This window comes from Flaviflexus ciconiae (assembly GCF_003971195.1).
GTDB lineage: Bacteria > Actinomycetota > Actinomycetes > Actinomycetales > Actinomycetaceae > Flaviflexus > Flaviflexus ciconiae.
The window spans coordinates 1,532,533-1,551,475 of record NZ_CP034593.1 but is presented as its reverse complement, the minus strand read 5'-3'; the positions used below and the strand labels follow the sequence as shown (position 1 = coordinate 1,551,475).

The window sequence follows — 18,943 nt, the reverse complement described above, 5'->3', positions numbered from 1 at the left end:
CCGGTTGTGCTACTGATCGGGGCCCGGAGCTACCGGAATAGTTACGGGCCGGTGTTGCGGGACTAGTTTAGGCAGGGTTCGATAGGTAAAGACGAATCGACTGCGCTTCGAGAACGATGCTCGAGCCGGGTAGCTTGCGCTCGCGGAAACCGTTTGGCCGGGGCATGGTCGAGTCCCAGGCAAGATCGAAGGGCCTGCCGCGTCCCACGGGGAACGTGAACTCGGTGTCCTTGTTCAGTCCGTTGATGAGGATAAGGGCATCGACGTCTTGGCCCAGTCCGGACCGTAGCATCTGGAAGGTGCGCGAGGATGGCTCGAACCACTTCCACGCCGGCATCTCCTCACCGTCCCGGTCGATCCAGGTGACGTCGGGTAGCGGGTCTCCGTTGCGCGGAGTTCCGGTGAAGAACCCGGTGGGTCGGAATACGCGATGTTCGCGGCGCAGCCGCAGCAGGTAGGACACGGTTGCCTGGAAGTCTTCCTGCCAGGGCGTGAGGCGCCAGTCGATCCACGACAGGCTGTTGTCCTGACAGTACGGATTGTTATTTCCGAACTGGGTGCGGCCAATCTCGTCGCCCGCCGTCAGCATCGGAGTGCCGGCCGAGAACAGAAGGGTGGACATGAGGTTCCTCATCGACTTCTGCCGCTCCTTGCTGAGGAGCGTGTCGGGGCCTTCGGTGCCGTGGTTCCACGACCGGTTGTCGTTCGTGCCGTCCCGGTTGTCTTCTCGGTTTGCCTCGTTGTGCTTGTGGTCGTACGTGACGAGGTCGTGCAAAGTGAAGCCGTCGTGGGCGGTAACGAAGTTGATGGAGGCGAAGGTACCGCGTCCCCCGGGGACGCGGCCGCGCGAGAACAGGTCGGCGGAGCCCGAGAGCCTCGTGACCATCTCGCGGGAGTCGGCGGGACGGTGACCGTTCAGCATGGTGCGCTGGTCGGTCAGCCAGAATGACCTGATTGCGTTGCGGAACCGGTCGTTCCAGTCGGCCATGGGGGAGGGGAACTGCCCGGTCCGCCACCCGTTGTGTCCAAGATCCCAGGGCTCGGTGATGAGCTTGCGGGTACGCAGGACCGGATCGGTCGTCATCGCGACAAAGAAGGGATGGTGGGAGTTGAACTCCCTGCCCTGGCGTCCCAGCGCCACGGCAAGGTCGAAACGAAAGCCGTCAACACCGACCTCCTGGGCCCAGTAACGTAGCGAATCCAGCGACATCTGGATGACGCGACGCAGGCGGAAGTCAAGCGTGTTACCGCATCCGGTGACGTCCTCGAAGTCGCCGGGGTTGCCCGGCGCCTGCATGTAGTACGTCGATTCTCCAAAACCTCGCCAGGAGAGGGTCGGTCCGTCGATCCCGGCCTCGCACGTGTGGTTGTACACGACGTCGAGAATGACCTCGATCCCGGCCTCGTGCAGAAGGGACACCATGCCCTTGACCTCGCGGAGAACCGCCGAAGGCCCCTGGGCCTGCGCAGACTTCGTCGCGTAGGAAGGCTCGGGCGCAAAGAATCCGACCGTGTTGTAGCCCCAATAGTTATCGAGGCCCTTATCGACAAGGAACGGCTCGGGAAGCTTCGCGTGGATCGGGAGAAGCTCGATGGCGGTGATGCCGAGGCGCTGCAGGTGGGCGATGGTGGCCGGGTGGGCCAGCCCTGCATAGGTGCCCCGCAGATGCATCGGCACCCCTGGCATATTCATCGTCAACCCCCGCACGTGCGCCTCGTAAATAACGGTGCGGTCCCACGGCGTGTGGAGCGGGCCCACCTCGCCGTTGTAGGTGTCGTCAACAACAACGGAATGGGGAACGTAGGGAGCGGAGTCCAGCTCGTTGATCTTCCGGGGTCCGGGGACCGGTTGCAGCTCATCGTCGACCTCGTGCGAATAGCAGGCCGGGCCCAAATCGTATTCGCCCGCGACACCGCGACCGTACGGATCAAGAAGTAGCTTCGCCGGATTGTGCCTCATACCGGCGGCGGGATCCCACCTGCCGTGAACGCGGAAACCATAGCGCTGCCCGGGTCGGATTCCCGGGATAAAGCCGGTCCACACGCCAAGCTGAGGGCCGTTTAGCGCATATCTGCGTTCTCGGAGAGAACCGTCTGGTTCAAAGTCAATCGCGCAAAACTCCACCTGGGAGGCCAGTGCCGCCGTGACGGCGACATCGATGCCGTCGGGATGTACAAATACCCCGAGCTGACTGGCATGGGTGCGCGATTGTGCAGTCGGTTCCGGGGCCCTAGCGGTGTAGCGCTTCGGTTCGATTCGATGGGTCAGAATCTGTGTCACCAGCACATTGTCTCACCTCTGGGTACGCAATTGACCGAAGGTGACATAACCCGTCCGGTCCTGCCCGATAAATCCACCCATGGCGGAGATCTCTTGGGAGAACGAGAGGCCGGGTGGCAATCTAGAGGGTATGAGGATTGTTGTCTGTGTAAAACACGTGCCCGACGTCCAAGCCGAGCGAGCCCTGGGAGAATCGGGCTTCCTTGTTCGCGGTGACGATGATGTGCTGAACGAACTCGATGAGAACGCCGTCCAAGAAGCGGTCAATCTCTCGGGTGGTGACGGCGAAGTTATCGCCGTCTCGATGGGACCGGAGGACGCCGTTGACGGCCTCCGTCGCGCACTTGCACTCGGGGCCGACCGGGCCATCCACATCTGCGATGATCGGGCCGCTGGCTCCGATGTTCTCGCCACCGCGCGCGTCCTTGCTGCGACCATCAACAGGCTTTCCGAGGATGGTTCCATCGACCTCGTCGTCACGGGCATGGCGGCCCTCGATGGCATGACGGCGACGATTCCGTCGGCCCTCGCCGCCCACCTTGACCTGCCCGCCCTCACCTTCGCCAAGACGGCCGAACTGGATGGCACGGCCCTGCGGATCACCCGCACCATGAAAGTGAACGACGAAGTCCTCGAGGCGGACTTGCCCGCGATCCTGTCCGTCACGGACCAGGCGAACGAAGTCATGTACCCGAACTTTAAAGCGATCATGGCGGCGAAGAAGAAGCCGATCGACGAGATCGACCTCGATGATCTTGGCCTTGCGGAGGAACTGGCGGGAGTGGCCGGCTCCGGAACGAAGGTGAAGGCTGCGACGCAGCGGCCCCCGCGCGAGGCTGGCGAGGTCTTTAACGATGCTGGCGATGGTGGCAAGAAGCTTGCCGATTACATTCTTGGAGTGATGAAGTGAAACTCGATACCGTCCTTGTTCTGTCCCGCCACGACGGAGAGAACCTTTCCGAATCGTCCCGCGAGATGCTGACCGCAGCCCGCGAGGTCGCAGACCGAGTGGTCTCCGCAACCTTTGGTGCCCCGCCCGTTGCCGAGCTTGCTCGCTACGGCGCCGACGAGATCCTCGTCGTTGACCCGGATACCGTGACGTCCTCGGGAGCCGACCTCAACCACCCGGCAGTGTGGGCGGCCCTCGCTATCGCGGGCGCCGAGAAGGTGTCGCCCCGCGCGATCTTCATGGCTTCCTCCTACCTGGGTAAGGAGATCGCGGCACAGGCTGCCGTCCAGCTCGACTCCGGTGTTGTCACCGACGCCGATTCGGTGAGCGTCGCCGGTGGTCAGCTCACGATCTCCAAGGCCGTGTTCTCGGGAACGTGGGCAACCGATGGCGAGATCATCCGCGGTATCCCCGTCATAGCCCTGCGGCCCACGGCCGTCGAGGCCTCCGCGACCGATAAGGCCGATGCGGCAGTGACCGATCTGGAGATCACAGTTCCCGAGCGCGCCAAGCGCACCCGCCTTATCTCCCGCACCAAGCGCGAAAACACGGGCCCGAACCTCGCCGAATCCCAGGTTGTCGTCGTCGGCGGCCGCGGCACCGACGGAGACTTCGGCCCGGTGAACGAACTCGCCGAGCTCCTGGGTGGCGCAGTGGGCGCCACCCGCGTGGCCTGCGATGAGGGGTGGATCGACCGCTCCGCCCAGATCGGGCAGACCGGCGAAACCATTGCCCCGAAGCTCTACATTGGCCTCGGCGTGTCCGGCGCCGTCCACCACACCTCCGGCATGCTTGCTTCCGAGCGCATCGTCGCCATCTGCGACGACTCCGAAGCCCCGATCTTCGAGATTGCCGACTTCGGCATTGTGGGCGACATCAACGATGTTGTGCCGCAGGCGATCGAGGCGATCCGGGAGGCTGGTCTCTAGGTGGTCTACCTGGACTACGCCGCAACCGCGCCACTTTCCGAGGTCGCGAAGACGGCCTGGCTGGAGGCATCCGCCGTGATCGGCAACGCGTCGGCGATCCACGGGGCGGGTCGCGGTGCCCGCTCGGTCCTCGAGGACGCACGCGAACAGATTGCCGACCTACTTGGCGTGGATGCGGCCGAAGTCATCTTTACCGCGGGCGGGACGGAGGCCGACAACCTGGCGGTCGCTGGCCCCGCCACCCGCGGCAAGGTCCTCACGTCGGCGATCGAGCATCCCGCGATCCGGGAAGCCGCAGAGATCGCCGTCAAGGCGGGTTCCTCTCACGAGGAGATCCCGGTCCTGCCAAGCGGACAGGTTGACCTGGGCGCGCTCGCGGAAATGCTTGATGGCTCTGTCTCCCTGGTGTCGGTCATGGCCGCCAACAACGAGACGGGGATCGTCCAGCCGCTTGCCGAGATCAAGGAACTTGTTGAGAAACATGCTCCCGGTACTCGCCTGCACACGGATGCTGTTCAGGCCGTGGGGTCGATCGATATTCCTGCCGGCTATGCCGTGTCCCTGTCGGGCCACAAGCTGGGGGCGCCCGTCGGCATCGGTGCCTTGATTGCGGCCCGTGACTATCCCCTCATCCCACTCGAAGGCGGGGGTGGCCAGGAACGCAAGGTCCGGTCCGGCACCCACAACGTTGCCGGGGCCGCCGCACTGGCCGCGGCCCTGAAGCAGGCGATCCAGACGCGTGCGGAGAGGGCAGCAATCCTTACCGAGTTCGGGGCTAGAATCACCGCGGTTGCTGAGGAATCCGGCGGTAATAGGAGCGGCGGGGACGTGCCCCGACTGCCCCATATTGTGCACGTGGTTTTCCCTGGAACCGATCCGGAGGCTCTTCTTTTGGGATTGGATATGGCAGGCATTGCCTGCTCGACTGGTTCCGCCTGTTCCGCGGGCGTCTACCGTCCCTCCGCTGTTCTCGCTGCCATGGGATGTGACGATGATGCCTATACTGCTCTTCGGTTCTCCATGGGAGAGGGAACAACGAGCAACGATATTGATCGACTTGTGGCTGCGCTGCCGGGGGCGATCGAGATGGCACGGAAGGCGGTTCGCGCGTGAGGGTTCTGGCAGCAATGTCCGGAGGAGTTGATTCGGCGGTGGCGGCAGCGCGTGCCGTCGATGCTGGTCACGACGTTGTCGGCGTTCATATGGCGCTGTCGAAATCACGAGCCGAGCACCGCACCGGATCACGCGGATGCTGTTCCGTTGAGGACGGCTACGATGCTCGCAGAGCCGCCGACAAGCTTGGGATCCCCTACTACGTGTGGGATCTTTCCGACGACTTTGAAGACACGGTCGTCGATGATTTCCTGTCCGAGTATGCGGCGGGTCGTACCCCCAATCCCTGCGTGCGCTGCAATGAGCACGTGAAGTTTGCGGCCCTCCTCGAACGCGGGCTTGCCATGGGATTCGATGCCGTGTGCACCGGCCACTACGCGGACCTGAGGGACATTGAAGGATCCGACGGGGTCCGCCATGAATTGCACAGGGCGGCTAATCACCCGAAGGACCAGTCTTACGTTCTTGCTGTCATGGGTAAGCAGGTTCTTGGTAATGTCCTGTTCCCGCTCGGCGACGTTCCCACGAAGGACCAGGTCCGGGTTGAGGCGGCCGCACGCGGCCTCGGTGTTTCACTGAAGCCTGACTCCTACGACATTTGCTTCATTGCCGACGGAGATACTCGAGGCTTCCTTCGCAAGAGGCTAGGGGAGAACCCCGGCGACATTGTGGACGAGACCGGCGCGGTTGTTGGGCAGCACCTCGGTGCCTTCGCATACACGGTCGGCCAGCGCCGCGGCCTCGGCCTCGGAATCCCCGCCAAGGATGGTCAGCCCCGTTTTGTCACGAAGATCGACATTGACGCCAACCTCGTTCACGTCGGTCCGGTGGAAGCCCTCGATGTTTATCGCATCGTCGGATCGGACACGGTCTGGCTGGCTCCGGACCTTGATCCCGCCGAGCCGCTCCGCGTAGGTGTTCAGGTCCGCGCCCACGGCCGCGAGATTCCCGCTACGGTTCAATCAGTGGAATCGAAGCTCCTGGTCGACCTCGACGAGCCCCTTCGGGGACTTGCCGCAGGACAGTCCGTTGTCGTCTACGACGGCAGTCGGGTACTTGGTCAGGCAACCGTGGAGGAAACAAAATGATTGATGGCGAACTGCCCCTGTCGAGGATTGAACACGATGCTGATGCTCTGTCACGGACCGATCCGGACCTCCTGACCCGCATCACCTCCGGACGCTTCATCCTCGTGCGGGAAAACCAGATCGCCGCCGATCACGAAGGCCTCGTATCGGTCACGGCCGATGACATCCCCACCGACATGCTCACGTGGGATCACGTGTCCTACCTGGGTAAGACCGACGAAACCGCGTGGTCGGCCCTGCACCTTGACACCACGAACTTTGAACTCGATGCCGAAGGTATGCCCTACGGAGACCGCAGGCTCACGGCGCTGCACCACAGGAACTTTGTATCCCTGCGCAAGATCGGACACCGGCTGACCGGCCTGGAATCCGGCCTCGCCACCATGGGAACCGCCCTCGGTGCGTGGCGTGACGACCGTAAGCACTGCCAGGCCTGCGGTGGAATCATGGCGCCGATGGCGGGCGGATGGGAAGGGGCGTGCCGAGACTGTAACCTCGTCACCTATCCCAGAACCGACCCGAGCGTCATCATGGCGATCCGGGACCAGGACGACAGGCTTCTGCTCGGCCACGCCTCCAACTGGGAACCCACCAGGTACTCCTGCCTTGCCGGTTTCGTCGAAGCGGGCGAAGCCCTCGAGCACGCCGTTGTCCGCGAATCCTTTGAGGAAGCCGGAGTGGAAATTGACCGGCTCGAATACTTCGGTTCCCAGCCCTGGCCGTTCCCGCGCTCCCTCATGGCTGCCTTCCGTGCCTGGACCACCAGCACCATCATTGAAGTTGACGGCGAGGAGATCACTCGGGCCCGCTTCTTCTCCCGCGAAGAATTCGCCTCCGAGATCGCCGCCGGCAACCTCACCGTCCCCATGTCTTCCTCGGTAGCCCGCTACCTCATTGAGGACTGGTACGGCGGAACGCTCCCCGTCAATCGTGACGGAACCAGGAACGAGTGGTAATAACCGGACGGCAATTCACGGTCGGAGCGTTTCGTTAGACCGATTCCGATCGGCAACGTCCAAGCCTCAGCCGTCGATTGCCTGTGCGCAGTGCGCACGAGAGCCTCTAGCCTACATAGGGACTAGCAACGGGGGAGATGAAAGTCGGCTCGACCTGCCCGATGCTGAAGGCTAGTGACCCCGATGTTCCCATGGCGATGGTGGATGCGGTCCGATCGTTGGGCCGGGCACTTCGCATGCACACAATAGTCTCCGCGTTGCACCCGGTGCGAGCCGGTGTGGTTGACTCGCGGGAGTGCCCGGTGGGCGTGACACACTGGGCAGGGAGGAAAAATGGACGTAGAAGAACTGCTGTCGGCGCTCGACCCGGACCAGCGACAGGTTGCGGAGAACCTCAGGGGACCCCTCGTTGTGAGGGCAGGTGCAGGCACCGGTAAAACCCGTGCGATCACCTATCGGATTGCCCACGGTGTTCTCGTTGGTGCCTACGAACCCAACCGCGTTCTTGCCGTCACGTTCACGTCCCGCGCCGCGGGAGAAATGCGCTCGCGGCTCCGAGATCTGGGTGCCCACGGCGTCCAAGCCCAAACCTTCCACGCTGCCGCCCTCCGCCAGCTCTCCTACTTCTGGGCCCACGCCGTTGGCGGCCCCATGCCGCAGATTCAAGAATCCAAGGTTGGTCTCGTTGCCCAAGCGGCAGGCCAACTCGGTATCGGCGTTGACAGAACCACGATCCGTGACCTTGCCGCAGAAATTGAATGGTCGAAGGTGACACTGACCGGCCAGGAAAACTACGTTGAAAAAGCCCGTGCAACCGGGCGCGAGGGAGTGGCCGGGCAAACCCTCGAATCGATCGGCAGGCTTATCGCGGCCTACGAGGAAGCGAAGTCGGCCCGAGGTGTCATCGACTTCGAAGATATTTTGCTCATCCTCATCGGGATCATGGCGGAGCGGGACGACATTGCCCGACAGATCCGCCACCAGTACCGCTATTTTGTGGTCGACGAATACCAGGATGTTTCGCCACTTCAGCAACGCCTCCTTGACCACTGGCTGGGGGAGCGGCGCGACCTGTGCGTCGTTGGCGACGTGTCCCAGACGATCTACTCCTTCACGGGAGCCACCCCTTCCTATCTGCGAGACTTCCGCAAACGCTTCAAGGAAGCTTCCGAGATTGAACTCGTTCGCGACTACCGTTCCACTCCGCAGATCGTTGATGCTGCCAACCGCGTGATCGCCCCAGGGAGGCTCGAAGGCGCTGTCAAACTCCAAGCACAGCGACCGTCTGGCCCCGCTGTTGCCTACCACGACTACGACGATGACGACGCGGAAGCGAAGGACATTGCGAAGAAGATCCTTGCCCTTCAGGAACAGGACGTCCCCCTGTCCGAGATAGCAATTCTCGTTCGCACGAACTCCCAAAGCCAGGCATTTGAAACAGCCCTTGGAGATGCTGGGATCGGGTTTGTCATGAGGGGAGGGGAACGCTATTTTTCCCGCCGCGAGGTCCGAGAAGCCATGGTCATGATGAGGTCCTATGCTCGTTCCGGCGTGGAAAGCACCATGCCCGAAGCAGTGCGTGAGATCGTCACCCAGCTTGGCTGGGCCCGTAAGGCACCAAAGAACACGGGCGCCCAGCGGGAACGATGGGAAGCGCTCAACGCCCTTGTCACCCTGGCCGATGACATCGCGGAAGTACGGGAAGCCGACCTTGCCGGGTTCGTTGCCGAGCTGGAGGAACGCGCCAGTATGCAGAACGCCCCCACGGTCGAAGGTGTCACGATCTCCACCCTCCACGCCGCCAAGGGCCTCGAATGGGATGCGGTCTTCCTGGCAGGAATGAGCGAAGGCCTTATGCCGATTTCCCTCGCGGAAACGCCGGAAGCAGTGAACGAAGAACGCAGGCTCCTCTACGTTGGGATCACTCGCGCCAGGGAACACCTCTTCGTGTCCTACGCGCGCGCACGCTCAGCATCCGGCAGGGGAAACCGAAAGCGCACCAGGTTCCTCGACGGGATCTGGCCCGAAACGGAAAACATCTCCAGAGCCACCCGCAACCGCAGACGAGCAAAGGATGCGGCGCTCGAGTTTGAGCTCAATCATCCAGATGATTTGCGGCTCCTCGAGAGCCTCAAAGCCTGGCGTAAGGCCCAGTCAGCCGAAGAGCGCAAGCCCGCCTACCTCATCCTTGTTGACCGGGTTCTCATGAACATCGCGGCCGCCAAGCCCACCACCATTCACGAGCTTGGCAAGGTCAAAGGCATTGGAACGATGAAGCTCGACCAGTACGGATCGGCAATCCTTCAGATCGTCGACGCCTCATAGGTCCAGCCTGTCGCATCCGCACCGGGGGAACGGCTCGACCGGCTCAAGGTACGGCCATCCGGGAGGCGGCGGTATGTGAAGGATCGACGAGTGCAACCTGGGTTCCAACTCCGGGTGATTAATCAGGTGCATGATTTCGCCAACCACCCAACTCACGGCCTGGAAGGTGCTCGCGGTATCCGCCTCCAAGCGTTGGAAACGGGCGGCCTGATCGGTGAGATGTGGCCAAGCCTCGTCTTCTTTGCTCCGGGCAGACTCAACACATTCGATACATGGGGAGCCGGTGACGAACGGACCAATCTGGATATCGGCCTCGGCAATGACAATGGGAAGGAACGGGACGTCCTCGGCAAGTGCCTTCCGGGCAATGTGACGCGGATAGGTCCGTGACGATACGGCAACAATGATGGTCGTCGCCGGGTCTTCCTGCCGGGCTGGACGCAGCCGTGGTCGGACTGCGGTGTCGCACGGCTTGCCAAAAGATTCGCTCCCCAGCCAGCGGGCCTGAGATTCGGTGACCGGACTGGGGTCGGTGACGTGAATGCTGGCAAGCCCATTCAGGTTAAGGTTCAGGGCTAGGAGGACGCCAACGAGACCCAACCCGTGAATCTCAACCGCGGTACGCGACGATGCAACAGGATCGAGAGTGCCGGCCCGGCTTGCGGCCCGGTACTCGGCCGCCGACATTCCCATCGGTAATGACTTCTCGAGCACGAGCCCAGAACCCTGCACCGAGTTCCAGATCTTCGCCGCTCGATCGTCGTCAATCCGGTGGGTCCGTGCCCACTGGTCAACGTCCTCTCGGGTGCAGGGGCTTCGAAGGAGATTAAAGAGTCCTTCTTCGCGATGATAGATACCGTCGAAAATGGCCCTGCGCTCCGGATAGAGTCCAATCTGAATAGACGTCAATGAGCGCCAGTATAATCCAAGGCCTTGAGGAATTTGCATAGCCATAGCATAGGAAGGCAAAGGGGATTAAACCGGGCTTTTGATGATTAGCAGGCGGAACTGGTGAATGATGTCCGGAAAATGATCTCTGTGGACTCAGGGGAGTGAATTCGGTGCAGTCACGCTGAGCGATGTAGGAAGCAGAGTAAACGGCCGTCAATGATAGCGAGTCGGCGGAGGAGCTGATCTGAACTTCGGGGACGCCTGCTCCCAGGCGTCCGATGCAAGAAAAACCGGATTAGCGATCGGTGGCGGCCGGATCATGCGGTCGATGGGGCACGCAAGGGTCGGGTGCACGTGATCGTGTGTTGCCTGTCGCCATCCGCTTCAGGGTGTGGGCAGGCCGCATTGACCTGCCCACACCCTGAAGCGATACGAACGGAGTTAGTTCGAGGTCGGTGGGAGGGGCTCCTCCGGGCCGGATGGCTTTTCGCCTGCCTCGTCCTCCGCGAAGATACCTGCCAGCAGATCATCGATTTCCGATTCCAGGTCGGACTCCTGGGTGGTGAAGAACGGCTCGGGGTTATCGAGGTCCTCACTGTCGGGAAGCAGATCGGGGTGCGACCAGAAGTGGTCTCGGGACTCTAGGTCGCCCTTCTCGAGCGCCATCTTCCAGAAAGCTGCTGCCTCGCGGAGTTTGCGGGGGCGGAGTTCAAGGCCAACAAGGTTGCCGAAGGTGACCTCAGCTGGACCGCCGGTCGCGCGCCTACGGGTGAACATTTCTCGGAGCGCGGCAGCGTCGGGAAGGTGACCTGCGGTGGCGAGGTCGGTGACTTCGCAGACCCAACCCTCGATCAGGGCGAGGATGGTCTCGAGCTGGGTGAGGACGCCCTTCTGATCGTCGGTGGGCGCCGGGTTGAAAACGTCGGTCAGGTCGATCTCAGGCATACCCTGCGGGTTGGACATGTCGATGCCGCGGATTTGCTCCTCGACCGCCGCCATGTCGATGTTGATGTCCCGGGCCCAGGCCTCGATCGTGTCGAGCAGGTAGGCGCGAAGCCATGCGGACGAAGCAAAGAGGCGGGCGTGTGCGTGTTCGCGCACCGCGACATAGAGGAAGACTTCATCCTCGGATGCTTCTAGTTCCTCCGCGAATTCGGTGACGTTGGTGGGGACAAGGGCAGTCGTGTGGCCCTCGACAAACGGTAGCCCGGTATCGGTTGAGCCGAAGGACTGCTTGGCGAGCTCACCAAGGGCAGCGCCGAACTGCATGCCGGTCATTGTTGCCATCATCTGGTTGAGGAAGGTGGAGGCCTGTCCGCCAATCATGGCCTTCATCTCTTCAGGCATTTCCGCAATCTGTTGCTCCATGGCGGTGGAGAACGCACGGTTGAGGTTCGCGGCGACCGGTTCGGTCATGCGGCGGAAGGTCGACTGGGCGTGTGCGATCCAGTCGAGGCGGGACCATGCTTGCTCCGGGCCGTAGGAGGACTCGAGGGCCGTTGCCTCGTTAAGCCACATGTTTGCCAGGGCCAGGTTGCTCTTGACCTTTTCAACGTCCGCGTTGGTCAGGGTGTCGACTCCGTCGCGGGTGATGCTTTCGCGTGCTACCTGCTCAGCGATCTTCCAGTTGACGGGACCGTCGGGGGCTCCGGAAAGCATGGAGCGAAGCTGTCCCATGAGGGCCGAAACATCGGGGCCATTGGGATTCATTCGTGCAAAATTAGCGGGATCAAAACCTTGGGATTCCATGGATGCGATGACCTCGTCGGCGGCCTGGTCGCCGAGGACGGCACGCAGCATGTCTTTCCACTGGTCGTCGCGCGGATCCGGTTCGTTCACAGTTTGCTCCTCTTTTTCTTGTGTCCCAGGCTAATCGAGCAAACTTCTACATGCCAGTATCCGCGCTCAGGGCGAAACGCCCGTCCGGCTTGCGTGATATCCCCGGTGAGGGGGCATGATTGACCCGTGCCCTACCGAGATGACAGCCTTGCCCCGACGCCACCCAGAATCCTTTTGGGTGGCGTCGCAGCGATCGGATTCGGGGCACTTCTGACGTGGCAGGCTTTCATGCCAACCACGTATCTTTACCAGGCGCCGGGGCCCGCGCTGTCCGTGACGGAGCTGGAAGGATCACCCGTTATCGTTCTCACGAACACCGATGCTCCTACCTATCCGTCGGAAACCGATCTTCACCTGACCACGGTCTCGACTTTCGGTAATCCCGAGGAGTCGGTTCTCGGCGCGGCAGCGCTCGAGGCATACCTCGATAACGACAAGAACCTGATTCCCGTCCGTGCCCTCTACTCGGAGGAGATCACGACCGAAGAAGTACGAGCATCCAGCGCCGCCATGATGGCGAACTCTCAGATCGATGCGGTTCTCGCAGGCTATGGCCTCGCGGGAATTGAAATCCCCGTGACCCTCACGATGGTGTATGTGGCAGAGGGCTCGAACGCCGAGGGACTTATTGAAGAAAACGATGTTCTTGTCAGCCTGCAGGCCCCCGGCGAGGACGCATACCTCCCGTCGACCTTCCCGCAATTGCGCGAATACCTGGCTGGTATTGAACCCGGCACCGAGCTTGAGGTCACGGTCGAGCGCGGGGGAGCAGAGCGCGTCGTCTCCTTTGAAACGATTGCTCCGACCGACGGTTCTGAAGGCTCGCTCCTGGGAGTCGGTGTGGTTACCGAACCGCAGGAAGGATCCCCGGGAGCCAATATTTCTCTGGAGAACATCGGCGGTCCCAGCGCGGGTCAAATGTTTGCGCTCGAGATCTACGACCAGCTCACCGAGGGTTCGCTCGGCGGCGACAACGTCATTGCCGGCACCGGCACGGTTGACTCACTTGGCGATATCGGGCCGATCGGTGGAATCGAGCACAAGCTGATCGGTGCCCGCAATGCTGGAGCCACCTACTTCCTGGCACCCGTGGAGAACTGCGATGAGGTTATTGGCAACGAAGTCGACGGCATGCAGATCATTGCCGTCGATACCCTTGACGATTCGGTTGAAGCTCTCGATGCAATCAAGGCCGGGGACACCGGTCACCTCCCGACCTGCGAAGGCTAAGAAAAGCTTCCCACGTGGCTCTCGAGGACATGACCGCGGCCGAATAAAGGCTGTGGCTTGGGCGAGCTGTCGGGCAATCGAAGACTAGTTGGCCGCGTGATTGCGGGGGATGTGACGCTCTGGGCCATCAAATAAATTGACGACGTCTGAGACGGAAGTTTCTTCTGCGTTTTAAATACAGTCGCCCCCGACGATGTCGAGGGCGACTGTGTTCGATGCGTTGCGGTAGCGGTTTCGTTGAACGTGACGGTGGGGTTGGCCCCGCGGTTGGACTACTCGAAGGTGGCCTTGAGGGCTGCGACGAGGCCGGGTACGGCGTCGGGGCTACCAACCACGTCGGCATCGTTGTCGTGGGAGCGGGTGCGGACCGCGCACCAGCTGTGCCCCTCACGCATGTAGCCCACCGCCATCCGAACATCCTCGCGTTCGGGATGCTCGGAGAGGGCAATAAGAGCGCGTTGCGGGTCCTTGGGAAGGTCCATTTCCGCGGACGGCGGAACAATGATGCGCTCGGCGACAATCGCCGCGCCGTCCACCTCCTCGGGCCATGCTAGTTGGGCCAGAAGCTCTTCCAGGGTTGACGCCTGGGGGAGACCCTCCTGCTCGACTGAGAAGAGGGTATTGGGGTCGGTGATCGCGTTGACCGCGACATCGGCGGGCAACTCTTCTGCTAGTTCCGGTGCCTTCTCAAGGGCAGGAACGGCTTTGACGATCGCAAAGATGCGGATCGGAGCGTCCCAACCGTCCGTTGCCACGAACTTCTCAATGTCGGTAACGGCGTCTTTCAGGGCGGCTACCTTCGGGTCAAGGGCCTTGGGTCCATCGTTTTCCATAGGTACATCGTTGCATATGGGAGTTTCCTTACGTGCTTCGTGGCTCCCAGATTGGTGCGATACGGTAGTGGGGTAAATCTTCCGCATTATGGAGAACCCTGTGACAACTTCTTCTTTCCCGAATCGCCCGTGGAGCACGGGCGGAGGCTCCGGGACCACCTCGAGAGCCAATAGCGGCGGCGGGGGCGGAGGAGCCTTCATCCCGACCGTTATTGTCCTCGGCGCCCTGCTTTTCCTCTTCGTCATCACGGCGAATGTCTGGACCGAGGTGCTCTGGTTTGATCAGCTCGAAGCCGTGCGCGTCTTCTGGACTCAGTGGGGAGCGCAGATCGGCGTTGGTGCCGTCGCTACCCTTATCCTCGCCATTGTTCTGTGGCTCAACATGAAGCTCGCGTACCCGGCTGATGGCATTCCCGAGCCGGGGGCAATCAGGAACCGCAATCTTGACCCCTACCGGGACGGCATCAGCAAGTACCGGAAGCTGACCTTCTACGGACTTCCCGTCGTCCTCGGCCTTATTTTCGCGGCAGGGACCGGTGCGCAGTGGCGCACGGTCCTCATGTTTATCAACCGTGAACCGTTTGGCATGAAGGACCCCGAGTTCGGTCTCGATGTTGGCTTCTTTGTCTTCACGCTCCCGATGCTGCAGCTTCTCCTGTCCTTCATGGTCAAGCTCCTTGTCGGCTCGTGGATCGTCGCGCTCGTCATGCACTACCTGTACGGTGGCATCGACCCGACCCAGAAACCGCTGTACGTCTCGAAGAAGGCCCGCATCCACCTGTCGGTCCTTGGCGCGATCTCCTCGCTCGTTGCTGCCGGCTGGTTCTGGCTGTCCCGATACGAGCTCCTCATTGGCGACAACTATCGCTACGCGGGTGCGTCGTTCACCGACGTGCAAGCATCCCTCCCCGCTCGCGAAATCATGACCGGCATCTGCGTCATCATCGCGGGTATCTTCGTATGGGTTGCTGTTAAGGGCGTCCTGCGCGTCGCTATCGCGGGTATCGCAGTCGCCGTGATCGCCCAGATCGTGGTGGGCACCGCATACCCGGCTCTCGTCCAGCAGTTCCAGGTACAGCCGAACGCTGTTGAGCTCGAATCGCCATACATTCAGCGCAACATTGATGCGACCCTCGCGGCCTACGGCCTCGATAACATTGATCAGACCACGTACAACGCGGAAACCGAGGCGACCGCGGGCCAGCTCCGCGAGGACTCCCAGTCGACGGCTCAGATCCGTCTGCTCGATCCAAACATCGTTTCGCCAACGTTCAACCAGCTTCAGCAGAACCGCCAGTACTACGGTTTCGCCAGCCAGCTGGCTGTCGACAAGTACGAAATTGATGGCGAGGATCGCGATACCGTGATTGCGGTTCGCGAGCTCAACCTCAACGGCCTTGGCGACGACCAGCGCACGTGGGTTAACGACCACACGGTCTACACGCACGGCTACGGCGTCGTTGCCGCCTTCGGCAATACCGCTCAGGACGATGGTCGTCCGGCCTTCTACGAGCAGGGGATCCCGTCCGTTGGTGAGCTCGGCGAGTACGAGCCCCGCGTCTACTTCGGCCAGAACTCTCCGGACTACTCGATCGTCGGTGTCCCCGACGGTGCGGACGCGTGGGAGCTTGACTACCCGAACGATGATGCCCCGAATGGTCAGGTGAACAACACCTACTCGGGTGATGGTGGCCCGAAGATCGACAACATATGGACGAAGCTTCTCTTCGCCACGAAGTTCCGGGACCAGGAGATCTTCTTCTCCGACCGTGTCAACGAGAACTCGCAGATCCTTTACGACCGTGATCCCCACACTCGTGTGGAGAAGGTTGCCCCGTACCTGACACTCGACTCGAAGGCATACCCCGCCGTTGTCGACATGGATGGCGACGAGGAAACGGCCAAGGATCTGGTATGGATCATCGACGGTTACACGACGACAAACCAGTACCCGTACTCGGCACGCGAGTCCCTCGAGGACGCCACGACCACGACGGATCCGAACAGCCAGATCGTTGGCTACATCCCCGAGGAAGTGAACTACATCCGTAACTCCGTCAAGGCCGTTGTGAACGCCTACGACGGTTCGGTCACCCTGTACCGCTGGGACGAGGACGATCCCGTCCTCAAGGTGTGGGACAAGATCTTCCCCGGCCAGCTCACCGACATGAATGAAATGTCGGGCGACCTCATGAGTCACGTCCGCTACCCGGAGGACCTGTTCAAGGTTCAGCGACAGCTGCTTACCCGTTACCACGTGAAGGATGCTGCTTCGTTCTACTCCGGTGGTGACTTCTGGAATGTTCCCCCGGACCCGACGGTCGGCGAGGGTGCCACGACGACGGCTCAGCCGCCGTACTACCAGACGCTGCAGATGCCGGGAACGGACGAAGCGACCTTCTCACTGTCGACCTCCTTCATCCCGGGCGGTAACACTGACAGGAACGTCCTCACGGGCTTCCTCGCGGTCAATGCCGATGCCGGTAGCGAAGCGGGAGTCAAGGACGAGGACTACGGTCAGCTCAGACTGCTCGAACTGCCGCGTGACCTGACGGTCCCGGGCCCGGGCCAGGTCCAGAACAGCTTCAACGCCAACGCTGAAGTCTCGCAGGAACTCAACCTGCTCCGACAGGGTGGATCGACGGTTCGTTCCGGTAACCTCCTGACGCTTCCCATGGGTGGCGGCCTGCTGTACGTCCAGCCGGTCTACGTCCAGGCGTCGCAGGGTACCTCGTACCCGCTCCTCCAGTACGTCCTCGTAGCCTTCGGTGATCAGGTTGGATTTGCTCCGACGCTCGACCAGGCACTCGACCAGGTCTTCGACGGAGACTCCGGTGCCGAGGCAGGGGACTCGAACGTGGATGCGGAAGAGCGCGAGGAACGGGCTGAGGACGCAAAGGACGGCGCCACACAGGAGCCGACCGATGATGCGACCGAGCAGCCCACCGAGGAGCCGACGGACGAGCCCACCGAGGACTCGACCGGGCCGACGCAGGTCGTTGGCTCCGCGCAGGAACGTCTCGACATCGCGTTGCGTAACGCACAGGACGCCATGGAGGACTCGCAGGAGGCCATGCAGTCCGGCGACTGGGCAGCTTACGGCGAAGCCCAGGATCGTCTCGATGAGGCGCTCGAGCAGGCAGTCGAAGCCCAGCAGGAGCTCGACGGTGAGAACTGATAATCACCGCTCCTCGTGAGCGCACCAGGGAGGGCATCCGCACACACGCGGGTGCCCTCCCTTCCTAAGTCCGTACGCCATAGTCGGCGTGAATTCGCGGAATATTGCCTGTGTGAGAGGGCTAACGTAGCTCCTGCCTTGAGAATAATCCCAGCCTCACCTAAGGTAGAGAAGTCGCCGCGGGGTGGAGCAGTTCGGTAGCTCGCCGGGCTCATAACCCGGAGGTCGTAGGTTCAAATCCTGCCCCCGCCACCAAGTGGCAAAGGCCCAGTTCGAAAGAACTGGGCCTTTGTGTTTCCCAGGTAGAGTTGGTGCCGGTCGCGAGCCGAGTTGGGTTTACCCTTGGTCTGGCCTGAAACTCACGGAAAGGACCGAGGCATGATCCCGTTGCTGGTTGGTCTTAGTATCGGTATCGTCGTCGGATTGCTCGGTGCCGGTGGAGGCATCCTTTCGATCCCGGTCCTCATGTACGTTCTTGACCAGCCGGCGTACGCGGCAGCCATTGGCTCCCTGCTGGGAGTGGCGCTCACATCGGCCGGATCGCTCACGATTCACGTCCGTCAGTCCAACGTGCGGATCAAAGAGGGATTGGTGTTCGGCACCCTGTCGGTTCTCGGTTCATTCCTGGGTGCCAGGGCATCCCTTCTTATTGACGACCTCCTCATTGTTCGCGTCTTCGCCATTTTCCTTCTGCTTGTTGCAGTTCTGTTTGCGTATAACACGGTGCGGGGATCCACGAAGGTGGCTCCGCCGCGGGATGGGCCGATGACGTGGCGGGAGAAGCTCGGCCTCATTGCCGTTGCCACGGTGACTGGTTTTGCCACGGGACTGTTCGGCGTTGGCGGGGGATTCATGGTTGTCCCAGCCCTCGTTCTCATCATGAAAATGACAATGCGGCACGCCGTCGGCACCTCCCTCCTTGTCATGGTTATCTCCTCCCTCGTGGGAATCCTTGGCAGGCTTCCATTCCAGGGAGATCTCAACTTCCAACTCATCGGCCTCTTCGTCGCGGGCTCGATTGTCGGCGGACTGATCGGTTCCGTCTTCTCGTCAAAGATTCCCCAACGTGTCCTCACGGGAACATTCGCTGTTCTTGTCGCCGCCGTCGGCATTTACACGATGTGCCAGAGCTGGTTCTAGGCGGACATTTGGCTCTGAAATGAGAGGTGGCGGCGTACCGGACCGTAACCGATTCGTTTCAGAACAATCCTCATCCACTGTGGCTTTATCCATCGAGGCGCCCAGAACCTGGGAGGTACTTGGGTGCGATGCCTCTGCACCTCGTATTCAGTATCGTGGAGGCGTAGATTGGCTGGCCCAGGCTCTAAGGA

Annotated in this window: 13 protein-coding genes and 1 tRNA gene; 10 read left to right on the top strand and 4 right to left on the bottom strand. The window is 61.6% G+C overall.

Going from position 1 to position 18,943, the window contains the following annotated elements:
* Nucleotides 1-67 precede the first annotated feature (67 nt).
* Nucleotides 68-2,281, bottom strand: a complete 2,214-nt coding sequence (gene glgX / locus EJ997_RS06810; protein ID WP_228201414.1) for a glycogen debranching protein GlgX — start codon at nucleotides 2,279-2,281, stop codon at nucleotides 68-70.
* A 79-nt stretch (nucleotides 2,282-2,360) separates the two neighbouring features.
* On the opposite strand from glgX, the gene EJ997_RS06805 reads away from it, so the two are divergent.
* The 6 genes from EJ997_RS06805 to EJ997_RS06780 all read left to right on the top strand — a co-directional run bounded on the left by EJ997_RS06805 (nucleotide 2,361) and on the right by EJ997_RS06780 (nucleotide 9,641).
* Nucleotides 2,361-3,191, top strand: a complete 831-nt coding sequence (locus tag EJ997_RS06805; protein WP_407644329.1) for an electron transfer flavoprotein subunit beta/FixA family protein — start codon at nucleotides 2,361-2,363, stop codon at nucleotides 3,189-3,191.
* Nucleotides 3,188-4,159 carry an electron transfer flavoprotein subunit alpha/FixB family protein gene (locus EJ997_RS06800; RefSeq protein WP_228201413.1) on the top strand — a complete coding sequence of 324 codons (972 nt, stop codon included), beginning with the start codon at nucleotides 3,188-3,190 and terminating at the stop codon, nucleotides 4,157-4,159. Before EJ997_RS06805 ends, EJ997_RS06800 begins: the two co-directional genes overlap by 4 nt.
* On the top strand, nucleotides 4,160-5,272 hold the full coding sequence (locus EJ997_RS06795) for a cysteine desulfurase family protein (RefSeq protein WP_126703887.1): 1,113 nt from the start codon (nucleotides 4,160-4,162) through the stop codon (nucleotides 5,270-5,272). It abuts the gene before it with no gap.
* Nucleotides 5,269-6,360 carry a tRNA 2-thiouridine(34) synthase MnmA gene (gene mnmA / locus EJ997_RS06790; protein ID WP_126703886.1) on the top strand — a complete coding sequence of 364 codons (1,092 nt, stop codon included), beginning with the start codon at nucleotides 5,269-5,271 and terminating at the stop codon, nucleotides 6,358-6,360. Before EJ997_RS06795 ends, mnmA begins: the two co-directional genes overlap by 4 nt.
* Nucleotides 6,357-7,316 carry an NAD(+) diphosphatase gene (gene nudC / locus EJ997_RS06785; RefSeq protein ID WP_126703885.1) on the top strand — a complete coding sequence of 320 codons (960 nt, stop codon included), beginning with the start codon at nucleotides 6,357-6,359 and terminating at the stop codon, nucleotides 7,314-7,316. The genes mnmA and nudC overlap by 4 nt, the downstream gene beginning before the upstream one ends.
* Before the next feature lie 333 nt (nucleotides 7,317-7,649).
* On the top strand, nucleotides 7,650-9,641 hold the full coding sequence (locus EJ997_RS06780; protein WP_126703884.1) for an ATP-dependent helicase: 1,992 nt from the start codon (nucleotides 7,650-7,652) through the stop codon (nucleotides 9,639-9,641).
* On the opposite strand, the gene EJ997_RS06775 is transcribed toward EJ997_RS06780, so the two are convergent.
* A complete protein-coding gene (locus tag EJ997_RS06775; RefSeq protein ID WP_126703883.1) occupies nucleotides 9,636-10,550 on the bottom strand; it encodes a hypothetical protein in 915 nt (304 codons plus the stop codon). The two genes, EJ997_RS06780 and EJ997_RS06775, sit on opposite strands and share 6 nt — an antisense overlap.
* 423 nt (nucleotides 10,551-10,973) lie before the next feature.
* A complete protein-coding gene (locus EJ997_RS06770) occupies nucleotides 10,974-12,371 on the bottom strand; it encodes a zinc-dependent metalloprotease (protein ID WP_126703882.1) in 1,398 nt (465 codons plus the stop codon).
* 126 nt (nucleotides 12,372-12,497) lie between these two features.
* On the opposite strand from EJ997_RS06770, the gene EJ997_RS06765 reads away from it, so the two are divergent.
* Nucleotides 12,498-13,601 (top strand): YlbL family protein, encoded by a 1,104-nt coding sequence (locus EJ997_RS06765; RefSeq protein WP_126703881.1) that lies wholly within the window; start codon nucleotides 12,498-12,500, stop codon nucleotides 13,599-13,601.
* A 272-nt stretch (nucleotides 13,602-13,873) separates the two neighbouring features.
* On the opposite strand, the gene EJ997_RS06760 is transcribed toward EJ997_RS06765, so the two are convergent.
* On the bottom strand, nucleotides 13,874-14,434 hold the full coding sequence (locus EJ997_RS06760; RefSeq protein ID WP_126703880.1) for a PPA1309 family protein: 561 nt from the start codon (nucleotides 14,432-14,434) through the stop codon (nucleotides 13,874-13,876).
* Nucleotides 14,435-14,534: 100 nt separating this feature from the next.
* Between EJ997_RS06760 and EJ997_RS06755 the strand changes: the two genes are divergently transcribed.
* The 3 genes from EJ997_RS06755 (at nucleotide 14,535) to EJ997_RS06745 (ending at nucleotide 18,752) form a co-directional block, all read left to right on the top strand.
* Nucleotides 14,535-17,612, top strand: coding sequence for a UPF0182 family membrane protein (locus EJ997_RS06755; protein ID WP_228201412.1), 3,078 nt, complete (start codon nucleotides 14,535-14,537; stop codon nucleotides 17,610-17,612).
* Nucleotides 17,613-17,790: 178 nt separating this feature from the next.
* Nucleotides 17,791-17,867 (top strand) — tRNA-Met (locus EJ997_RS06750).
* A gap of 123 nt (nucleotides 17,868-17,990) precedes the next feature.
* Nucleotides 17,991-18,752 carry a sulfite exporter TauE/SafE family protein gene (locus EJ997_RS06745; protein ID WP_126703878.1) on the top strand — a complete coding sequence of 254 codons (762 nt, stop codon included), beginning with the start codon at nucleotides 17,991-17,993 and terminating at the stop codon, nucleotides 18,750-18,752.
* Nucleotides 18,753-18,943 lie beyond the last annotated feature (191 nt).